The following is a 17,711-nucleotide window of genomic DNA, read 5'->3' as shown; positions in this document are numbered from 1 at the left end:
CCCGGGCCGGCGCGGGCAGCGCCAGCCCCGCCGGCGGCGCATCGCCGTCCAGCAGCCAGATCTCGCGCAGGGCCAGGCCGTCGCCATCCACCGTCGCCAGCCCGGCGCAGGAGGCCGCATCCGCCACCAGCAGCACGCAGGCGCTGTTCTCCAGGATGTGACGCAGCTGCATGCCCCGCGACGCGGTATTGATCGGCACCGCCACCGCGCCCAGCCAGCCGCAGCCCAGCACCACCGACAGGAACTCGATCCGGTTGCCCGCCATCAGCGCCACGCGGTCGCCCCGGCGCACGCCATGGGCGGCCAGCAGCGCGGCCCAGCGCGCCGCGTGCGCCGGCGCCTCGCCATATTCCAGTGTTCCGCCCGGCGCCTGGACCCAGGCGCGCGCGCCCTGGCGCGCGGCCTGGTCCATCAGCATCGCCGGCAATGTCTGCGCATGCATGCTCGTGTTTCCCCTTGTTGGCGTCGGTCCGCGACTGCCTGCCGACTGTTGAAAATAGTCTAGGTATCAACTATTTATACGTCAAATTTATGGTTATTATTTTTCTTATAAATCAGACTGATATGAGAGGCAACGCTTGGACTTTGACCTGAACCTCATGCGGGTTTTCCTGACCGTGATGCAGGAGCGCAGCGTGACCCGCGCGGCCGAGCGGCTGCATCTGACGCAACCCGCCGTCAGCTACGCGCTGGCGCGGCTGCGCGACAAGTTCGACGATCCGCTGTTCCTGCGCACCGCCGCCGGCATGCAGCCCACGCCCGTCGCCTTTGCGCTGGCCGGGCCGATCGGCCAGGGCATGGACGCCTTCGCCGACGCGCTCAGCCTGCGGCACCGCTTCGATCCCGCCACCAGCGCGCGGCGCTTCACGCTGTCCATGTCGGACATCGGTGAAATGGTGTTCCTGCCGCTGCTGATGGAACGGGTGCACGCGCTGGCGCCGCGCCTGCAGATCGAAGTGGCCGAGGTGCCGATGGAAGCGCTGCCCCAGGCGCTCAAGGACGGCGGCGTCGACCTGGCCATCGGCAACCTGGCCGGACTGGGCCGTCATACCCGGCATGCCGTGCTGTTCAGCGAGCACTATGTCTGCATGGCGCGGCGCGGCCACCCGGTGCTGTCGCGCGGCCTGACGCGCGGCCAGTTCAAGCGGCTGGACCACATCCTGGTGGCTTCGCGCGCCAGCGCCCACCGGCTGCTGGACGACGTGCTGGCCGAAGTCGGATTGCTGCGCCAGCCCTATCTGACCCTGCCCCATTTCACCGCCGCCGCCGAGATCGTGCGCCGCACCGACCTGACCGTCACCCTGCCTCGCCGCGTGGCGCTATGGTTCAACCGCGAGCGCGACTTCGAGGTCCGCCCGCTGCCGCTGGCGCTGCCCGAGCTGACGGTGACGGTGCACTGGCATGCGCGCTTCGACAGCGATCCCGGCAGCTCCTGGCTGCGCCGGCTGGTGGTGGAAACGCTGGCGGACCGTGAGCCGCCCGATCCGGGCGGTATTTGATCGATCCGTGCAACAGACTCTGGCCCGGCTTGCGGTTTATCCGGATGCGGCGCGCCCCTAGACTGTCATCCATCGACTGACCGAACCCAAAGGAACCCGCCATGACGTCCCCCCTCGCCCTCCGCCCCCCCCCGCTGCGCCGCCTGCTGGCCGGCGCCGCCCTGGTCCTGCTGGCCCTGCCGGCCACCCAGGCCGCCGAGCAGGCGCTGCATGTGACCCACTACAACCCCGGCGCCGCCGCGATCTTCCCGGTTTCGTCCACGCTGGTGACGGGCGAGCGCGAGGCCATCCTGATCGACGCCCAATTCGGCAAGTCCCAGGCCGCCAAGGTCGTGGACATGATCCGCGCCAGCGGCAAGAAGCTGAGCACGATCTACATCAGCCACGGCGACCCCGACTTTTATTTCGGCCTGGACACCGTGCTGGCCGCCTTCCCCGACGCCAAGGTGGTCGCGTCCGAGCCGACCGTGCGCCACATCAAGGAAACCGTGGACGGCAAGCTGGCCTACTGGGGCCCGAAGCTGGGCGCCGACGCCCCGGCCCGCACCGTGGTTCCCGAGGTGCTGGCCGGCAACAGCCTGACGCTGGAAGGCCGCAAGCTGGAGATCAACGGCCTGGACGGCGCACAGCCCGACCGCAGCTTCGTCTGGATCCCGTCGCTGCGGACCGTGGCGGGCGGCGTGGTCGTGTTCGGCAACCTGCATGTGTGGATGGCCGACACCCAGACGCCCAAGTCGCACCAGGACTGGCTGGCGACGCTGGCGCGCATCGAGGCGCTCAAGCCCAAGACCGTGATCCCCGGCCACTACGCGCAAGGCGCGCCGCTGACCGTCGAATCCGTGCGCTACACGGCCGGCTACATCCGCGCCTTCGACGCGGCCGCCGCCCAGGCCAAGGACAGCTCGGCGCTGATCGCGGCCATGAAGGCGAAGTACCCGCAGGCCGGCGAGCCGGCCTCTTTGGAGCTGAGCGCCAAGGTCGCCAAGGGTGAAATGAGGTGGTGAGGGTTGGTCCCCCCCGAGCGCTGCGCGCTTCCCCCTGGGGGCGCCGCTACGGACCGGCAAAGCCGGCTCCGTGCGGCCCCGATTTGGGAAGGCTGGTGCAGGTTGGGAGGGATTCGGTTTTGAGGGCTGAGCTGGGGCGCGCGTTGCGCGCCGCTTGCCTTGTCGCGCGCGCCACGCGTCAGGTGATGGGCGGGTCTTCCGGCTGACGCGTGGCGGCGTCGGGCGCTGCGGCGGGCAGCGCGTGTATGGAGATTCCCAGGTCCAGGGCCTGCAGGATGGCGGTCAGGCCGCTCAGGGTGGGATTGCCCTTGCGCGACAGCATGCGATAGATCTGGGTCGAGTTGAGCTTGGCGCGCTCGGCCACGATCTGCATGCCGCCACGCGCCATGGCCAGCTGGCGCAGGATTTCCAGCGCGCTGGCGAGGTCGCCCGAGGCGATATGGGTGTTGATGGCAGCCAGCGCCTGCGAGGGCTGGCTGCGGTAACGCTCGGACATGTACTCATCGGGAGACTGGCCAAACATGATGCAAGGTCCTTCCGTGTCGATTGCCGGACAGCCCGCCACGCAGCCGCGCGGCGGGCACAAGCTCAGAGCTTAGCCCGCCCGCCCCCCTGCCCGGGCCGTCCGACCCTCAACATCGGACGAGTCTTACTTCTTCAGTGCCGCGCCAGCATCAGATCCAGGTTCTGCACCGCCGCGCCCGACGCGCCCTTGCCCAGGTTGTCGAACACGGCGGCCAGCAGCGCCTGTCCCTCGGCGGCGTTGCCGTGCACCGACAGGCGCAGGTCGTTGGTGCCGTTCAGCGCCTGCGGCTCCAGCCGCGCCTGCGCCGCCGATTCCTCCAGCGACGCGACCTGCACGTGGCGCGACCCGGCATAGCGCTCGGCCAGGCAGGCCTGCAGGGCGGCGAGATCCGCGCCGGCCGGCAGCAGCCGCAGTTGCAGCGGCACGGTCAGCACGATGCCCTGGCGGAACGCGCCATACGACGGCAGGAACACGGGCCGCTGCGTCAGGCCCGCATGGCGCTGGATTTCCGGCGTGTGCTTGTGCGCCAGGCCCAGACCGTAGACCTGGAACGGCGGCTGCGCCGCCGCGTCCGGCCCTTCGTAGGCGTCCACGCTGGCGCGGCCGCCGCCCGAATAGCCCGACACCGCCTGCACCGCCAGCGGATAGTCGGCCGGCAGCAGGCCGGCCTCGACCAGCGGGCGCAGCAAGGCGATGGCGCCGGTCGGATAGCAGCCGGGATTGCTCACCCGCGACGCGCCAGCGATGCGTTCGTCCTGGCCGGGCGTCATTTCGGGAAAGCCATAGACCCAGCCCTCGGTGGTGCGATGCGCGGAACTGGCGTCGATCACCTGCACCTTGGGATTGCGGATGGACGCCACCGCCTGCCGCGCCGGCTCGTCCGGCAGGCACAGGATGGCGATATCGCAGGCGTTGATGGCCTCGGCGCGGCGCGCGGCGTCCTTGCGCTCGGCCGCCGGCAGCGTCAGCAGGCGCAGGTCGTCGCGGCCCTGGAGCCGTTCATGGATCTGCAGGCCGGTGGTGCCTTGGTCGCCGTCGATGAATACGAGGGGTTGCGTCATGGCGCGGTGCTTCCTGGTGATGGGATTGCGGTGGATGGGCCGCCCGGGTCTCGGATGCTTGCTGCGCTCCGTCATCCCCGGGTCGGCGTGATGGCATCCATCTTCGGCCAAGCGCCACGATTATCAAAGTCGAATATCATGACTGCCTGATTCAGTTTTTCTGAATAAGGATCCGTCATGCGGGAAATCAGCCTGGACCGGCTGCGCACCCTGGTCGCCATCGCCGACCTGGGCTCCTTCGCCAACGCCGCGCGCGCCCTGCACCTGGCGCCGCCCACCATCAGCCTGCACGTGGCCGACCTGGAGGCGCAGGTAGGCGCGGCGCTGCTCACGCGCACGCGCGGGCAGGTGCGCCCCACCGCCATCGGCGAGACCCTGCTGGCCCGCGCCCGCCGCCTGCTGGCCGACGCCAGCCAGGCGCTGGACGACGTGCAGCGCCAGGTCCAGGGGCTGGAGGGCCGCGTGAGGCTGGGCGCGTCCACCGGGGCCATCGCCCACCTGCTGCCGCAGGCGCTGGAGACGCTGGCGCGCGACCACCCCCGCATCGATGTGCAGGTGGCCGTGCTGACCTCGCAGGAGACCTTGCTGCGGCTGGCTGACGGCACGCTGGACGTGGGCCTGGTGGCGCTGCCCCAGCCGCCCACGGACGGCCTGGTGCTGCGGCCCTGGCGGCGCGATCCGGTGCTGGCCTTCCTGCCCGCGTCCTGGCAGGCGCCAGCCCGGTTGACGCCCGCCTGGCTGGCCGAACGTCCGCTGATCCTGAATGACGCCAGCACGCGGCTGTCGCGCCTGACCGCCGAATGGTTCGCCGCCGCCGGCCTGAACCCGCGCGCGCGCATCCAGCTCAATTACAACGACGCCATCAAGAGCCTGGTGGCCGCCGGCTACGGCGCGACGCTGCTGCCCCATGAGGCCACCGCGCCGCAGCCCGACCCGCGCATCGCCATGCGGCCGCTGCGTCCCGCGCTGTGGCGTCCGCTGGGCATCGCCCACCGCGCCGGCGATATCGAACTGGCCACCCGCCACGTGCTGGACGTGCTGTGGGCGCTGCGCGCGGCGACGATTCCGGCATAGGTTCATGGCCGCCCCTGAAGGCGTGCTAAATTTTTGCCCCGCGACCCCGCCCTGCGGGCCGCGAGGAGAGAAAGTTGGATGTTGCATTCAAGCGCTGGCTGGCATCGTTCGCGCCGGCGCCCGTGGGCGCGAGCGCCCGCGAAAAGATTTACGGCGCGCTGGGCGCGCTGATCGGCCTGTTCTGCACCGAATGGGTGGGCCGCCACGCGCTGGGCGGGGCCAATCCCTGGTTCATCGCGCCGATGGGCGCGTCCGCCGTGCTGCTGTTCGCCGCGCCCGCCAGCCCGCTGGCCCAGCCCTGGTCCATCATGGCCGGCAATCTCGTGTCCGCGCTGATCGGCGTGACCTGCGCCCACGCCATTCCCGACCCGGGTCTGGCCGCCGCCGCCGCCGGCTCGCTGGCCATCGCCGCCATGTTCACGCTGCGCTGCCTGCATCCGCCCAGCGGCGCGGTGGCGCTGACCGCCGTCCTGGGCGGCCCGGCCGTGGCCAGCCTGGGCTATGGCTTCGTGCTGTGGCCGGTGGCGCTGAACTCCGTGATCCTGCTGTCCATCGCCGTGGCCTTCAACGGCGCGCTGCGCCGCAACTATCCGCGCCGCCACGCCGAGCCGGCCGCCTCGCATCTGACGCGCGACCCCGCGCCCAGCGCGCGCCTGGGTTTTTCCCGCGCCGACCTGGACCAGGCGCTGAGCCAGCGCGGCGAGCTGCTGGACATCAGCAAGGAAGACCTGGAAGACATCGTGATGGAAGCCGAGCTGCGCGCCAGCGTGCGACGCTTCGGCGATGTACGCTGCGCCGACATCATGTCGCGCGATCTGGTCTCGGTGCAGCAGAACGATCCGCTGGACTATGCCATCCGCCTGTACGGCAAGCACCGCTTGCAGACCCTGCCCGTGCTCGACGCCGCCGGGCGCTATGCCGGCATGATCGACCAGGCCGACGTGCTGGCGCGCAAGGCCAGGCTCGCGCCGGTGCATGAGGGCCCGGACCTGCAGGTCATGGATTGCATGCGCTCGAATGGGCCTTTCGCCACGCCGGAACTGCCGGCCGTGGAGCTTGCCCGTCCCATGGCGGACGGCCTGCATTGCGTGCCGGTGCTGGACCAGGACGGCGTGCTGCGCGGCCTGGTGACACAGTCCGACCTGGTCGCGGCGTTGTACCAGATGACCGTGGCGACGCCAGCCGGGGCGGTTGGCCGCCCGAACGCCTGAGCGCCTGCCTGGCGAGCGGCGCGGGCACGGCGCCTCCGTAGCCTTACGGATGCCGGCCCGCCTGCGCCGCGAGGCATAATGCCCCGGTGAAATTCCCTGCGCGCTACGGCGCATTGCTCTGCTGGTTGCTGCTGTTCGGCCTGGGCGCCGCCTGGATCGGGCGGCAGGACTATCTGCGCCAGTACGACGCCTTTTTCCAGGGCACCAGCATCGCCCAGCGCATGCTCAGCCAGAAGACCGTACAGCACGAGGCGGTGTTGGCCACGCTGGCCGCCCTGTCGCATCCGCCCGCGCCCGAGCGCCTGTATCCCAGCCTGCGCCCGTCGCTGCCGCAGCTGCTGGGGCTGGGCCAGCTGCGCGACGGCGCCTGGGCCGGCAGCCTGCCGCCGCCCGCCGGCCTGGACGCCGCCGTGGCGCAGGCGCGCGCGCAGGGTCGTCCCGTCACGCTGCCGGTGGACGCGGCGCGCTACTGGCTGGTGGCTCCGTCCAGCTGGAGCCTGCTGCTGGACGCGCGCCAGCTGCTGCAGGACGGCGACGTCCCCGACGCGCTGGCCAACCTGAGCCTGTCCATCGGCCCCGAGCCGCTGCGCCTGCTGGCGCGCCAGGACGCCGGCGCGCGCGGCTGGACGCTGTCGCTGCAGAAACCGCTGGGCGCCGCCAGCCAGCCCTTCGCCCTGCGCAGCGAACGCGTGCTGACGCCCGCTTCCTGGCCCTGGGCGCAATGGCTGGCCTGGGCCGCCGCCAGCGCGCTGCTGGGCGCCGGCGCCGCCGCCTGGCGTCGCGGCCGCGCCGAGGCCCTGCGCCAACGCGAGCAGGCGCGCGTGGCGGCCATGGAACGCCTGGGCACGCTGGGCGAGATGGCCGCGGGCATCGCCCACGAGCTGAACCAGCCGCTGACCGCCATCCTGGCCCAGACCCGCGCCGCCGAACGCATGCTGGACGACGAAGACGAACGGCCCGCCGTGCGCGAGGCCCTGCGGGCCAGCGCCGGCCAGGCCCGCCGCGCGGCCGACATCATCGCCCGCATGCGCGCGCTGGTGCGCCCCAGCGCGCCCGCCGCGCGCGAGGCGCTGGATCCCGAGGCGCTGGCGAATTCGCTGCGCTTCCTGCGCGAGCAGGAGCTGGCGCGCCAGGGCGTGCGCCTGGCGTGGCGCAACGACGCCCCCGGCGAACGCCCGCTTGGCGACCGCGTGGCGCTGGAACAGATCCTGCACAACCTGGTGCAGAACGCCGTTGACGCGCTGGCCGGCATGCGCGCCGGCGCCGCCGGCCAGGGGCTGATCGAGCTGAGCGGCGCGGTGGATGGCGACCACTACCTGCTCAGCGTGCGCGACAACGGCCCCGGCATCGCGCCCGAGGCGCTGCCGCGCCTGTACCAGCCGTTCTACACCACCCGCGCGCAAGGCATGGGCCTGGGCCTGGCGCTGTGCGAGACCCTGGCCGGCGCGATGGATGCGCGCATCGAGGCGCGCAACCTGACGCCCGCCGGCGCCTGTTTCACCGTGCGCCTGCCGCGCGCCGGAGTCCGCCCATGACCACATCCCCGCCTGCCCACGCGCACGCCCAATCCCCGCTGGTCTACCTGGTCGACGACGACGACGCGGTGCGCGACGCGCTGGCCCTGCTGCTGCGCAGCGTCGGCCTGCGCAGCGTCGGCCATGGCGATCCCGTCGCCTTCCTGGATTCGCTGCCGCCCCAGGCCATCGGCTGCGTGGTGCTGGACATCCGCATGCCGGGCATCGGCGGCCTGGACGTGCTGTCGCGGCTGGCGGAGCAATCGGACCTGCCGGTGATCATGCTGACGGGCCACGCCAACGTCGACCTGTGCCGCCGCGCCTTCAAGGGCGGCGCCATCGAGTTCCTGCAAAAACCGGTGGACGACGATGTGTTCCTGGACGCGGTGCAGGCCGCCGTGCGCGCGCACGTCGCCAGCCGCGAACGACTGTCGCTGACGCAGGCCGCCAGCGACCGCCTGGCGCGCCTGTCCGGACGCGAGCGCGACGTGGCCGCGCGCATCGTCCAGGGCCTGAGCAACAAGGAAATCGCGCGCGAGTTCGAGCTGTCGCCGCGCACGGTGGAAACCTATCGCGCCAATGTCTACGCCAAGCTCGAGGCCGACTCGCTGGCGCAGCTGATCCGCCAGTACGCATCGCTGCTGGATCAGGGCCTGTAGTCACGAAAGCTGAGCAAGCCGCGAAAAGAAAATGCTCATCGGCCCACCCGCGCCGATGCTGCGCGGCGCGCGTAGCGCGCGCCCACCCAAAGCTTTGTCTTACGCCGCTCTGAACACGATGCCGCTTGACCCAAAAATATTGCTGATGCTAGCTTTTGCGCGGGCGATGAATCGCAGTGACCGGTGCAGTACATCCGCTGTCGTTTCGTCTCCCACCCTACGACTCGACTACTACACTTAACGGAGAAGGCTATGATCAAATCGATAAAGAAGCAGCTCTCGCGTTTCAGCCGTTCGTCGAAGCTCAAGGCCGCCGCCTGGCGGCCTTACCTCATCTAGCGTGAAGAAAGAACGCCGGGGTTCAGGCCCCGGCGTTCTTTTTTGGCCGCACGTCCACGCCCGGCAGCGGGATAGCGCCTTTCCGCCCGCCTCATCATCCTGACCGCCAACCGCTCTCCGAGCGGCGTTGGCCGTGGTTCGTCGCGCCTCGTTCCTGTCATGCCGCGCCCATCCGGACCGCCATGACAGCACTGTATTCCCGCTCGCTCGCGAGCCGGGACGGTCTACACGCGGATGTACGAAATGGACAATAGAACGATCCACTATCACAAGGAAATACGCCGGCTGTTCGACGACCCCAGCCAGCGCGGCGTGTTCCGCATCGACGAGCAGACCGTGGGCGTGACGGACGGCCCTCTGTCGAAAGCCATCCTGGCCGCGCGGCCCATGTACGATTTCGAGCGCATCGTCTTCAAGCCCATCCTGGGCCAGCCCATCGCCAAGGCGACGTTCTCGGCCGTGATGCGCGCGGTCGGGCAGGACGCGCGGCGCGTCGCCGAAAGCCCGCCCGAGCCCGGCCCCAGGCTGGCCGGGCGCTGGCCCGACGCCGGCTACCTCTATCTGCAACAGCGCCTGTACGCGTCGGACCCCTGGCCCATCTACGCCCTCACCCATCGCGTCGCCAACCGGACCGGCTGGCTCAAACCGCTGGTGGACGGCCTGTCGTCGCGGTTGATGACGCGGCTGCTGCATCGCTGCGCGCCCATCCATTCCTCGGCGCTGGCGCAGCTGGTCAACGAAGCGCCCGATGCCCACGAGCGACGCCGGGCCGTGACGCTGTACCGGCGCACCGCCCGTTCCATGTGCATCACGGTCGCCTGCCTGGTGACGAACGCGCTGTGGCTGGCATCCGCCCGCGACGCGCGCGAACGGCCGCGCGACTGCATCACAGAAACGCTGCGGCTGATGCCGCCCGCCTGGATGTACCACCGCAACGCCTGCCAGGAATTCACCGCTGTCGACGCGCGCATCCGCGAGACCGACGACGTGCTGGTCATTCCGCTGATCACGCAGCGCGATCCCCGCCACTGGCCCGACGCCGACGCCTATGAACCCGACCGCTGGCTGGGCGTGAGCAACCCAGAAGCCTCCGACCATTACCTGCCGTTCGGCCATTCGCACGACCGCTGCTGGGCGCGCGAGCTGGTCCTGATGCTGGCCGAGCACACCATCAGGCAGATCGCCATGCAGGACCACTGGACCGACAGCCGGCAGACGTCGGTGCAAGTCCCCCTGAAATCGCTGCTGTGCCCGACGCGCGTGAACGTCGTCGCCGTCTGAACCTGGAGAATCCACCGTGCAATCGATCTACACCGACGCCTCCGTGTACAAGCTGCTCACGCCGCAGGATGACGCGGAACACGCCTTCATGTGCCGGCTCGCCGGCGACGCCGCCAGCATATTGGAGCTGGCGAGCGGCTGCGGCAACCTGGCGGCGCGCCTGGCGCAACGGGCCGACGTCACGGGCGTCGACGCCTCGCCGGAGATGGTGGCGCTGGCCACGCAGGCGCACGGCGACAGGCCCGGCCTGTGCTTTGTCCAGGGCGATATGCGCACGCTGCGGCTGGAACGCCCGTTCGACCTGGTCATGGCCGTCGACAACGCGCTGCAGCACGCCTGCACGGACGAGGCGCTGTACGCGGCGCTGGACTCGATCAGGGCGCACATGGGACCGGGCTCGCGCGCGCTGTTCCAGACCGGCCTGCGCGAGCCCGAGACGCTGGACACGCTGAATCATGCACGGCAGAAGGTCGGCAGCGCGATCGATGCCTGCGGCGTGACCTTCGAGATCTATGGCACCTCGACGTTCGACCCCGCCACCAAGGTCAACCATCGCGTGTTCGAGATCCACAAGGATGGCGCCAAGGTGGCCGAGCGCACGCTGACCATGCGCATCCTGGATTCGGCCGCGCTCCAGCAGGCGCTGGCGCGCGCCGGCTTCAGCATCGCGCGCGCGTTCGACGAGTCGGGCCAGGAAGTCGAGCCGCAAGCCCGGCCTGGCCCCACGCACGCCGTGCGCACCTACGAGTGCCGCGCCGGATAGGAGCGCCCCGCGCGCCTTGACATACTGGCGACGGCAGGCCATCCGCCGGCCCCGCCAGGCCCGCCTCCGTAGCGCTACGGAGGCCCGGGCGTAATCGGGCGTATACCGGCGCGCGGCGCTTTTGGCCACACTGTCCGCACCTGATCACACAACGTAGAAAGGACGCAGACATGACCCGATTCCCGCTCGCCGTGCTGGCCCTAGCCTCCACCCTGGCCGCCGGCATGGCCCAGGCCGCCGTGCTCACCGAAAGCAATATCTCCAGCGCCGACGCGCAGAAGCTGGCCACGGCCAGCGTCGCCGCCTGCCAGGCCAAGGGCTACAACGTCAGCGCGGCGGTCGTCGACCGCGCCGGCGTGCTCAAGGCCTTCGTGCGCGCCGACAACGCCGGCCCGCACACCGTCGAGGCCAGCCGCGCCAAGGCCTTCACCTCGGTCTCGGCCAAGTCGCCCACGCTGGCCATGATGGAAAACGCGCAGAAGAACCCCGGCGCCGCCAACCTGACGGACATCCCCGGCTTCCTGCTGCTGGGCGGCGGCGTGCCGGTCAAGGCCGGCTCCGCCGTGATCGGCGCCATCGGCGTGGCCGGCGCGCCCGGCGGCCACCTGGACGCGGAATGCGCCGACGCGGCGCTGGCCGAGAACGCGGCGCTGTTCAAGTAAGGCCGCGCGAGCAGGCTTTCCGCCAGCGCGCCGCCATCTCGAAAACCGGCCGGCGGCATCCCCCGCCTGCCGGTATCCCGCCTTTTTCCGCCAAGACCGCGCCACATCACGACTCCTTAGCTACAATAATAGTAACGATTCCTATTATTTTTTCAGGCTTGGAGTTACCGTGTCTTCCGGCGATCTGTCAGCCCCGCATGCCGTTGAATCGCTCTATCAATCGCATCACGCCTGGCTGAGATCCTGGCTGCGCCGGCGCCTGCGCGACGATCACGACGCGGCCGACCTGGCGCAGGACACCTTCTTGCGCCTGATGGTCTCGCGCGACGGCCACGCGCTGCGCGAACCGCGCGCCTTCCTCACCCGCATTGCCCACGGCCTGATCGTCAACCTGTGGCGCCGCCGCGACCTGGAACAGGCTTACCTGCAGGCGCTGGCGCTGCGCCCCGAGGCCTGCGCCCCGTCGCCGGAGCAACGCGCGCTGGTGCTCGAAGCGCTGCTGGAAATCGACGCCATGCTGCACCGCCTGCCCGGCCGCGCCCGCGAGGCCTTCCTGCTGGCCCAGCTGGGCGGCCACACCTATGCCGACATCGGCCTGCGGCTGGGCGTGTCCGAGCGCATGGTGAAGAAATACATGGCCCAGGCCATGCTGCAATGCCTGCTGATCGGACAAGGCCTGCAATGAGGACCGCCGCCTGCTCCAGCCCCGACCGCCAGGCGCTGGAAGCCGCCTCGGAATGGTACGCACGCCTGCGCGACGACCGCGCCGGCGCCGACGAGACCCGGCAGTGGCAGGCCTGGCTGTCCGCCTCGACGCTGCACCGCCAGGCCTGGGACGCCGTCATGGCCGTCAGCGCCCGCTTCGACGCCATCGCCGGCCAGGCCGAGCTGGACGCGCTGACCCGCGCGGGCCAGGGCCGTCGGCGCGTGCTGCGCGCCGTCGCGCTGCTGGCCGGCGCGGGCGGGCTGGGCGCGGCAGCCTGGACCCAACCCGTCACCCGGCGCCATCTGGCCGATCTGCGCACCGACGTGGGCCAGACCCGCCACGACACGCTGCCGGATGGCTCGCGCCTGTGGCTGGACACCGCCAGCGCGGTCGACCTGCGCTTCGACGCTCATGTCCGCCGCGTCGTGTTGATCGACGGCCAGGCCATGATAGAAACCCAGCCCGACGCCACGGCCCCCGCCCGCCCCTTCGTGCTGGACCTGGGTCATGCGCGACTGCGCGCGCTGGGCACGCGCTTCGCGGTGCGCCGGGATGGCGGCCGCGCCTGGCTGGACGTGCATGCCGGCGCCGTGGAGATCCAGCCCGGGCATGCCCCCGCGCGCCAGGTCCTGGCCGGATTCGGCTGTGCGATCGACGGCAACGCCATCGGCGCGCCGGAACCGCTGGCGCCGGGCAGCGGCGCCTGGACGCGCGGCGAGCTGGTGGCCAACGCCGTGCCACTGGCGGACTTCACCGCCGAGTTGGCGCGCTATCGCCGGGGCCTGCTCACCTGTGCGCCCGATGTCGCCGACCTGCCGCTGGTCGGCGTCTTCCCGCTGGCCGACGCCGATCGCGCGCTGCGCGCGCTCGAAGCGACGCTGCCGGTGCGGGCGCGGCGCGTGCTGCCGGGCTGGGTCAGGCTGGAAAGCGCCTGAGCTGTACCGTCGAAGCGCCGACGCCGGCAAGGGCGTTGCCGACTATTTTGTAACAGCGACGATTTTCCGGTTCCCCTTTTCCCATCTCGCTTGGCATGCCTGATGTACGCCGCGCGCCGCGCGTCCGCCGCCAAGGAATCCCCATGCAAGTCCGTCGTCTCCGAACCCCGTTCCGCGCTCGCGCGCTGGCGGCCGTCCTGTCCGCGCCGCTGGGCGTCCTGGCGCTGTCGACGCCCGTCCAGGCGCAGGCGCCCGCCGTGTTCCAGGTGCCGCCCGGTCCGCTGGCGCAGGCGCTCAACCAGTACGCCAGCCAGGCCGGCGTGACGCTGTCGCTGGACGCCCGCCTGGTCGCCGGCCTGCAGAGCCGGGGCCTGAACGGCGCCTACAGCGTCGAACAGGGTTTCTCGCGCCTGCTGGACGGCACCGGACTGCGGGCCGAGCGGCGCGCAGACAATGTCTATACCGTGCGCCCTGCCCCGCCCGCCGCCGACGCCGCGCAACTCGAACCCGTGACGGTGCAAGGCGCGTCGGTGGCCGAGGGCGGCTACCAGCCCGAGCCCACCGCCTCGGTGACGCGCTCGTCCGTGCCGGTGCTGGACCAGCCGCAAGCCATCAATGTGGTGCCCGCGCAGGTGCTGCGGGACCAGCGCCCGCGCAACCTGGACGACGCGCTGGCCAACGTCAGCGGCATCACCCAGGGCAACACGCTGGCCGGCACGCAGGACACGCTGATGAAGCGCGGCTTCGGCGCCAACCGCGACGGCTCCATCATGCGCAACGGCATGCCGCTGGTGCAGGGGCGCGGCCTGAACGCCGCCGCCGAGACGGTGGAAGTGCTGAAAGGCCCGGCCTCGCTGCTGTACGGCATCATGGATCCCGGCGGCGTGATCAACATCGTCGGCAAGCGCCCCCAGCTCACGCCGTACCACGCCATCACGCTGAGCGGCTCGACCTACGCGCACAGCCGCAACGGCGTCGGCGCCACGCTGGACAGCACCGGCCCGATCGGCGATTCGCGGCTGGCCTACCGCCTGGTGGTGGACACCAGCAACGAGGACTACTGGCGCGACTTCGGCCGCCGCCGCGACACGCTCGTCGCCCCGTCGCTGGCCTGGTATGGCGAGGACACCCAGGTGGTGGCGTCCTATGAACACCGCGACTACATGTACCCGTTCGACCGCGGCACCGCGATGGACCCCAACACCGGCAAGCCGCTGGACATTCCCTCGCGTCGCCGGCTGGACGAGCCCTACAACAATATGTGGGGCAGCACCGAACTGGCGCAGGTCACGGTCGACCAGCGGCTCGACGAGCGCTGGAAGGCCCACCTGGGCTACAGCTGGAACCAGGAACGCTACGACGCCAATCAGGTGCGGGTCACCAGCCTGGACCCCGCCGCCGGCACCCTGCGGCGCAGCAACGACGGCACGCGCGGCGCGCTGTCCACCGACCACTACGTGATCGGCTACCTGGACGGCCGCGTCGACCTGGGCGGGCTGCGCAATGACCTGCAGGTCGGCGCCGACTACGAGCGGCGCAAGATCTTCCGCTCCGACCTGATCCGCCAGGCCATCTCGCGTCCCTTCAGCTACGTCGACCCGGTCTACGACCGGCAGGGACCGGGCACCACCGTGGTCGCCAGCGACAGCGACCAGACCGACAAGCTGCGCGCCACCTCGTTCTTCCTGCAGGACACGCTGCACCTGAATGAACGCTGGCTGCTGGTGGGCGGACTGCGCTACCAGCACTACGAACAGCTGGCCGGTCGTGGCCGGCCCTTCAAGACCAACACCGACATCGCCGGCGGCAAGTGGCTGCCGCGCGCCGGGCTGGTCTACAAATGGACGCCCGAACTGTCGCTCTATGCCAGCTATACCGAATCGCTCAAACCCACCTCCACCATCGCGCCGCTGTCCAGCGGCGCGATGATCGATTCCGGCGTCGCGCCCGAACAGGCCAAGTCCTGGGAGCTGGGCCTGAAATGGGACATGCCGGGACAGACCACGGGCACCCTCGCGCTGTTCGACATCCGCAAGCGCAACGTGCTGGTCTCGCAATACAACGACGTCACCAAGCTGACGGACTGGCGCACCAGCGGCGCGGCGCGCTCGCGCGGCGTGGAGCTGGACGTGAGCGGCGCGCTGTCCCGGCGCTGGGACTTCATCGCCAGCTACGCCTACCTGGACGCCGTCACCACCGAGGACCCGCTCTACCAGGGCAAGCGCCTGTGGAACGTGGCCCGTCACACCGGCTCGCTGGCCCTGGTCTACAACGCCGGTCAGATCGGCGAGGGCCGGCTGCGCCTGGGCGCCTCCGGCCGCTACGTCAGCACGCGGCCGGGCGATTCGGCCAATTCCTTCACGCTGCCGGCCTACACGGTGATGAACGCCTTCGCCACCTACGACACCCGCATCGCCGGGCGCAACGTGCAGTTCCAGCTCAACGTCAACAACCTGTTCGACCGGACCTACTACACCTCCAGCGCCAACCGGTACTTCATTTCCATGGGCGATGCGCGGCAGGTCGTGCTGTCCACCCGCGTGGAGTTCTGAGCATGCGCATCCGGCTTTTCCTGCTGCTGGCCGCCGCCTGCGCGTCGCTTCTGTCCGCCGCATCCGCCGGCGCCGATGGCGCCGATCCGATCCTGGCCGGACGCGGCGTCGTCACGATGCCCGGCGCCGCGCGCGGCTGGGGCTTCCCCGCGCTCACGCCGGACGGCGGCCAGTTGCTGCTGGCGCGCCGCGAGAACGGCCTGGCCGTGTACGACACGGCCTCGCAGGCCGCGCCCGTCACCATTCCCGGCACCGAAGGCGCCAACGCCGCCGCCGTGGCGCCGTCCGCCGACCGGATCTACGTCGCCGCCATGGACGGCAGCGTGATCGTCGTGCGCGCCTCCGATCGCCACGTGCTCAAGCGCCTGCCAGTGGACGCCGGCAACCTCAACAATGTGCTGTACGACCCGGACAGCGGCCAGGTGCTGCTGACCAGCGGCCGGCGCGATGCCGTGACCCGCGTCTACCGCCTGGACCCGGCCTGCGACTGCGTGCGCGCCCAGCTGGACCTGCCCGCCGCCAAGCTGGACGCGCCCGTGCTGCTGGGCCCGGGCCTGGCCGCGCTTCCGCTGCGCGACGAAGGCCGCGTCGCCGTCATCGACCTGCGGCGCATGGCCGTGGCCCGGCTGTGGCAGCCGCCCTCGTGTCCGCGCCCCGGCGCGCTGGCCGCCGATCCGGACGGCGCGCGGCTGTTCGTGGCCTGCCGGGGCGCCGACCCGCGCGTGCTGAGCCTGGACGCCGCCAGCGGCGCGGTATTGGCCAGCGCGCCCGCCGGCCGCGACATCAACGCGCTGGCCTACGACGCTGGGCGCGGCTGGCTGCTGGCGCCCAGCGGCACGGACGCACGGCTGTCGATCTACGAGGCCCGCGAGTCCGGCCGCCTGCGCCGGCTGGCCGCCATCGGCACGCGTCCCTGGGCCCACAACATGGCCTATGACGCCAGACGCGGCATCGCCTATCTGCCCAGCATGGACGACACCGAGGTCTACGCCGCCAGCGGCGGCGAGGCGCAACGCCATTTCGCGGCGGACAGCTATGCCGTGACCACGCTGCGGCTGCGCGAGGCCCGGCCATGAGCGCCGCCCGCGACGTGGCCGTCCAGGCGCCGGCCCGACCCCGTCCGCCCTCGCGGCGCGGCGCCTACCTGAAGGCGCTGCGCAAGGCGCACGGCTGGCTGGGCCTGTGGGGCGCGCTGCTGGGCCTGCTGTTCGGCGTCAGCGGCATCATCCAGAACCACCGCGCCGTGCTGAAGATCGACATGCCCGGCCCTGTGGTCGAGACGCTGCATCTGCAGGCGCCTGCCGACCTGCCGCGCACCGACGCCGACGTGGCGCGCTGGCTGCAACAGGCGCTGCGGCTGGACAAGCCGGCCGAGCGCATCCGCAAGGAGCCGGCGCGGGACGTGCGCTGGGGCGACACCGTGGCGCGCCAGCCCGAACGCTGGCAGGCGCTGTTCCGCGCGCCGGGCTATCAGGTCCAGGTGGAGTTCTGGCCGCAAAGCGGCATGGCCGGCGCGCGCCGCAGCACGGCCAGCTGGTGGGGCGTGATCCAGAACTTCCATCGCGCCAACGGCGCCGGCGTGGCCTGGGTGCTGCTGTCCGACACCATCGGCGGCGCGCTGATCGCGCTCTGTCTTACCGGGGTGCTGCTGTGGACCGAGCTGGAAAAGCGCAAGCTGATCGGCGCGGCCGTGGCGCTGGCGTCGCTGGCCACCACCGTGGCGGCGGTGGCGCTGTCCTGGGCCTAGTGTGCCGTCCCGCGGATACACCCGCGCGTAGTCCGTCCCTGACGTTCCGATACACGGCGGGCCATTGCCGGCCCGCCCTCTTCGACCTCAAGCGGCAGCCGCCCTGCCCGGCGCCAGCTTCAACCCCGCCCAGATCCCCGCGTAGCAGCAGGCCCCGAAGACCCACCCCGACAAGGCC

General features: G+C 71.1%; 17 protein-coding genes. 14 read left to right on the top strand and 3 right to left on the bottom strand.

Annotated features, from left to right (window positions below; genetic code table 11):
- Positions 1-442, bottom strand: a 442-nt coding sequence (locus tag AC6LJ5_RS27440; RefSeq protein ID WP_498142167.1) for an AMP-binding protein, incomplete at its 3' end; no start/stop codon positions are given.
- A gap of 136 nt (positions 443-578) precedes the next feature.
- On the opposite strand from AC6LJ5_RS27440, the gene AC6LJ5_RS27435 reads away from it, so the two are divergent.
- On the top strand, positions 579-1,499 hold the full coding sequence (locus AC6LJ5_RS27435; RefSeq protein WP_498142166.1) for a LysR family transcriptional regulator: 921 nt from the start codon (positions 579-581) through the stop codon (positions 1,497-1,499).
- A gap of 101 nt (positions 1,500-1,600) precedes the next feature.
- Positions 1,601-2,503 carry an MBL fold metallo-hydrolase gene (locus tag AC6LJ5_RS27430; RefSeq protein WP_498142165.1) on the top strand — a complete coding sequence of 301 codons (903 nt, stop codon included), beginning with the start codon at positions 1,601-1,603 and terminating at the stop codon, positions 2,501-2,503.
- 178 nt (positions 2,504-2,681) lie between these two features.
- Here AC6LJ5_RS27430 and AC6LJ5_RS27425 read toward each other — a convergent pair whose 3' ends face one another.
- Both AC6LJ5_RS27425 and argC read right to left on the bottom strand, forming a co-directional pair.
- Complete coding sequence (locus AC6LJ5_RS27425) at positions 2,682-3,026, bottom strand: helix-turn-helix domain-containing transcriptional regulator (protein ID WP_498142164.1); 345 nt, start codon at positions 3,024-3,026, stop codon at positions 2,682-2,684.
- Positions 3,027-3,160: 134 nt separating this feature from the next.
- Positions 3,161-4,090 carry an N-acetyl-gamma-glutamyl-phosphate reductase gene (gene argC / locus AC6LJ5_RS27420; protein ID WP_103274328.1) on the bottom strand — a complete coding sequence of 310 codons (930 nt, stop codon included), beginning with the start codon at positions 4,088-4,090 and terminating at the stop codon, positions 3,161-3,163.
- Positions 4,091-4,267: 177 nt separating this feature from the next.
- On the opposite strand from argC, the gene AC6LJ5_RS27415 reads away from it, so the two are divergent.
- The 12 genes from AC6LJ5_RS27415 (at position 4,268) to AC6LJ5_RS27360 (ending at position 17,533) form a co-directional block, all read left to right on the top strand.
- A complete protein-coding gene (locus tag AC6LJ5_RS27415) occupies positions 4,268-5,164 on the top strand; it encodes a LysR family transcriptional regulator (protein WP_498142163.1) in 897 nt (298 codons plus the stop codon).
- 74 nt (positions 5,165-5,238) lie between these two features.
- Positions 5,239-6,375, top strand: coding sequence for an HPP family protein (locus tag AC6LJ5_RS27410; RefSeq protein WP_498142162.1), 1,137 nt, complete (start codon positions 5,239-5,241; stop codon positions 6,373-6,375).
- Between the two features lie 86 nt (positions 6,376-6,461).
- The gene (locus tag AC6LJ5_RS27405) at positions 6,462-7,910 is read left to right on the top strand and encodes a sensor histidine kinase (protein WP_498142161.1); all 1,449 of its coding nucleotides are present in this window, start codon (positions 6,462-6,464) and stop codon (positions 7,908-7,910) included.
- Positions 7,907-8,548: a response regulator transcription factor gene (locus AC6LJ5_RS27400; protein WP_103274324.1), complete on the top strand. Its 642-nt coding sequence runs from the start codon at positions 7,907-7,909 to the stop codon at positions 8,546-8,548. The genes AC6LJ5_RS27405 and AC6LJ5_RS27400 overlap by 4 nt, the downstream gene beginning before the upstream one ends.
- Positions 8,549-9,130: 582 nt before the next feature.
- Positions 9,131-10,168 (top strand): cytochrome P450, encoded by a 1,038-nt coding sequence (locus AC6LJ5_RS27395; protein ID WP_158658409.1) that lies wholly within the window; start codon positions 9,131-9,133, stop codon positions 10,166-10,168.
- 16 nt (positions 10,169-10,184) lie between these two features.
- Positions 10,185-10,931 (top strand): class I SAM-dependent methyltransferase, encoded by a 747-nt coding sequence (locus AC6LJ5_RS27390; RefSeq protein WP_103274322.1) that lies wholly within the window; start codon positions 10,185-10,187, stop codon positions 10,929-10,931.
- A 170-nt stretch (positions 10,932-11,101) separates the two neighbouring features.
- Positions 11,102-11,593, top strand: a complete 492-nt coding sequence (locus tag AC6LJ5_RS27385; protein WP_498142160.1) for a GlcG/HbpS family heme-binding protein — start codon at positions 11,102-11,104, stop codon at positions 11,591-11,593.
- Between the two features lie 169 nt (positions 11,594-11,762).
- Entirely contained in the window at positions 11,763-12,278 is a 516-nt protein-coding gene (locus tag AC6LJ5_RS27380) for a sigma-70 family RNA polymerase sigma factor (RefSeq protein WP_392409274.1), read from the top strand.
- Positions 12,275-13,234 (top strand): FecR domain-containing protein, encoded by a 960-nt coding sequence (locus AC6LJ5_RS27375; protein ID WP_498142159.1) that lies wholly within the window; start codon positions 12,275-12,277, stop codon positions 13,232-13,234. Before AC6LJ5_RS27380 ends, AC6LJ5_RS27375 begins: the two co-directional genes overlap by 4 nt.
- A gap of 143 nt (positions 13,235-13,377) precedes the next feature.
- Entirely contained in the window at positions 13,378-15,786 is a 2,409-nt protein-coding gene (locus AC6LJ5_RS27370; protein ID WP_498142158.1) for a TonB-dependent siderophore receptor, read from the top strand.
- A gap of 2 nt (positions 15,787-15,788) precedes the next feature.
- The gene (locus tag AC6LJ5_RS27365; RefSeq protein WP_498142157.1) at positions 15,789-16,862 is read left to right on the top strand and encodes a YncE family protein; all 1,074 of its coding nucleotides are present in this window, start codon (positions 15,789-15,791) and stop codon (positions 16,860-16,862) included.
- Positions 16,859-17,533, top strand: a complete 675-nt coding sequence (locus tag AC6LJ5_RS27360; RefSeq protein ID WP_498142156.1) for a PepSY-associated TM helix domain-containing protein — start codon at positions 16,859-16,861, stop codon at positions 17,531-17,533. Before AC6LJ5_RS27365 ends, AC6LJ5_RS27360 begins: the two co-directional genes overlap by 4 nt.
- Positions 17,534-17,711 lie beyond the last annotated feature (178 nt).

It is taken from the genome of Achromobacter sp. 1011791174 (assembly GCF_059760925.1).
Note: the sequence above shows the minus strand (reverse complement) of the source record. Positions and strands in the feature narration are given on the sequence as shown.

What these genes read in the sequence shown, in the direction of transcription:
- AC6LJ5_RS27430 (WP_498142165.1), top strand. Translation starts at nt 1,601, where the DNA reads ATGACGTCCCCCCTCGCCCTCCGCCCCCCCCCGCTGCGCCGCCTGCTG.
- AC6LJ5_RS27425 (WP_498142164.1), bottom strand. Translation starts at nt 3,026, where the DNA reads ATGTTTGGCCAGTCTCCCGATGAGTACATGTCCGAGCGTTACCGCAGC.
- argC (WP_103274328.1), bottom strand. Translation starts at nt 4,090, where the DNA reads ATGACGCAACCCCTCGTATTCATCGACGGCGACCAAGGCACCACCGGC.
- AC6LJ5_RS27415 (WP_498142163.1), top strand. Translation starts at nt 4,268, where the DNA reads ATGCGGGAAATCAGCCTGGACCGGCTGCGCACCCTGGTCGCCATCGCC.
- AC6LJ5_RS27400 (WP_103274324.1), top strand. Translation starts at nt 7,907, where the DNA reads ATGACCACATCCCCGCCTGCCCACGCGCACGCCCAATCCCCGCTGGTC.
- AC6LJ5_RS27395 (WP_158658409.1), top strand. Translation starts at nt 9,131, where the DNA reads ATGGACAATAGAACGATCCACTATCACAAGGAAATACGCCGGCTGTTC.
- AC6LJ5_RS27385 (WP_498142160.1), top strand. Translation starts at nt 11,102, where the DNA reads ATGACCCGATTCCCGCTCGCCGTGCTGGCCCTAGCCTCCACCCTGGCC.
- AC6LJ5_RS27375 (WP_498142159.1), top strand. Translation starts at nt 12,275, where the DNA reads ATGAGGACCGCCGCCTGCTCCAGCCCCGACCGCCAGGCGCTGGAAGCC.
- AC6LJ5_RS27370 (WP_498142158.1), top strand. Translation starts at nt 13,378, where the DNA reads ATGCAAGTCCGTCGTCTCCGAACCCCGTTCCGCGCTCGCGCGCTGGCG.
- AC6LJ5_RS27365 (WP_498142157.1), top strand. Translation starts at nt 15,789, where the DNA reads ATGCGCATCCGGCTTTTCCTGCTGCTGGCCGCCGCCTGCGCGTCGCTT.
- AC6LJ5_RS27360 (WP_498142156.1), top strand. Translation starts at nt 16,859, where the DNA reads ATGAGCGCCGCCCGCGACGTGGCCGTCCAGGCGCCGGCCCGACCCCGT.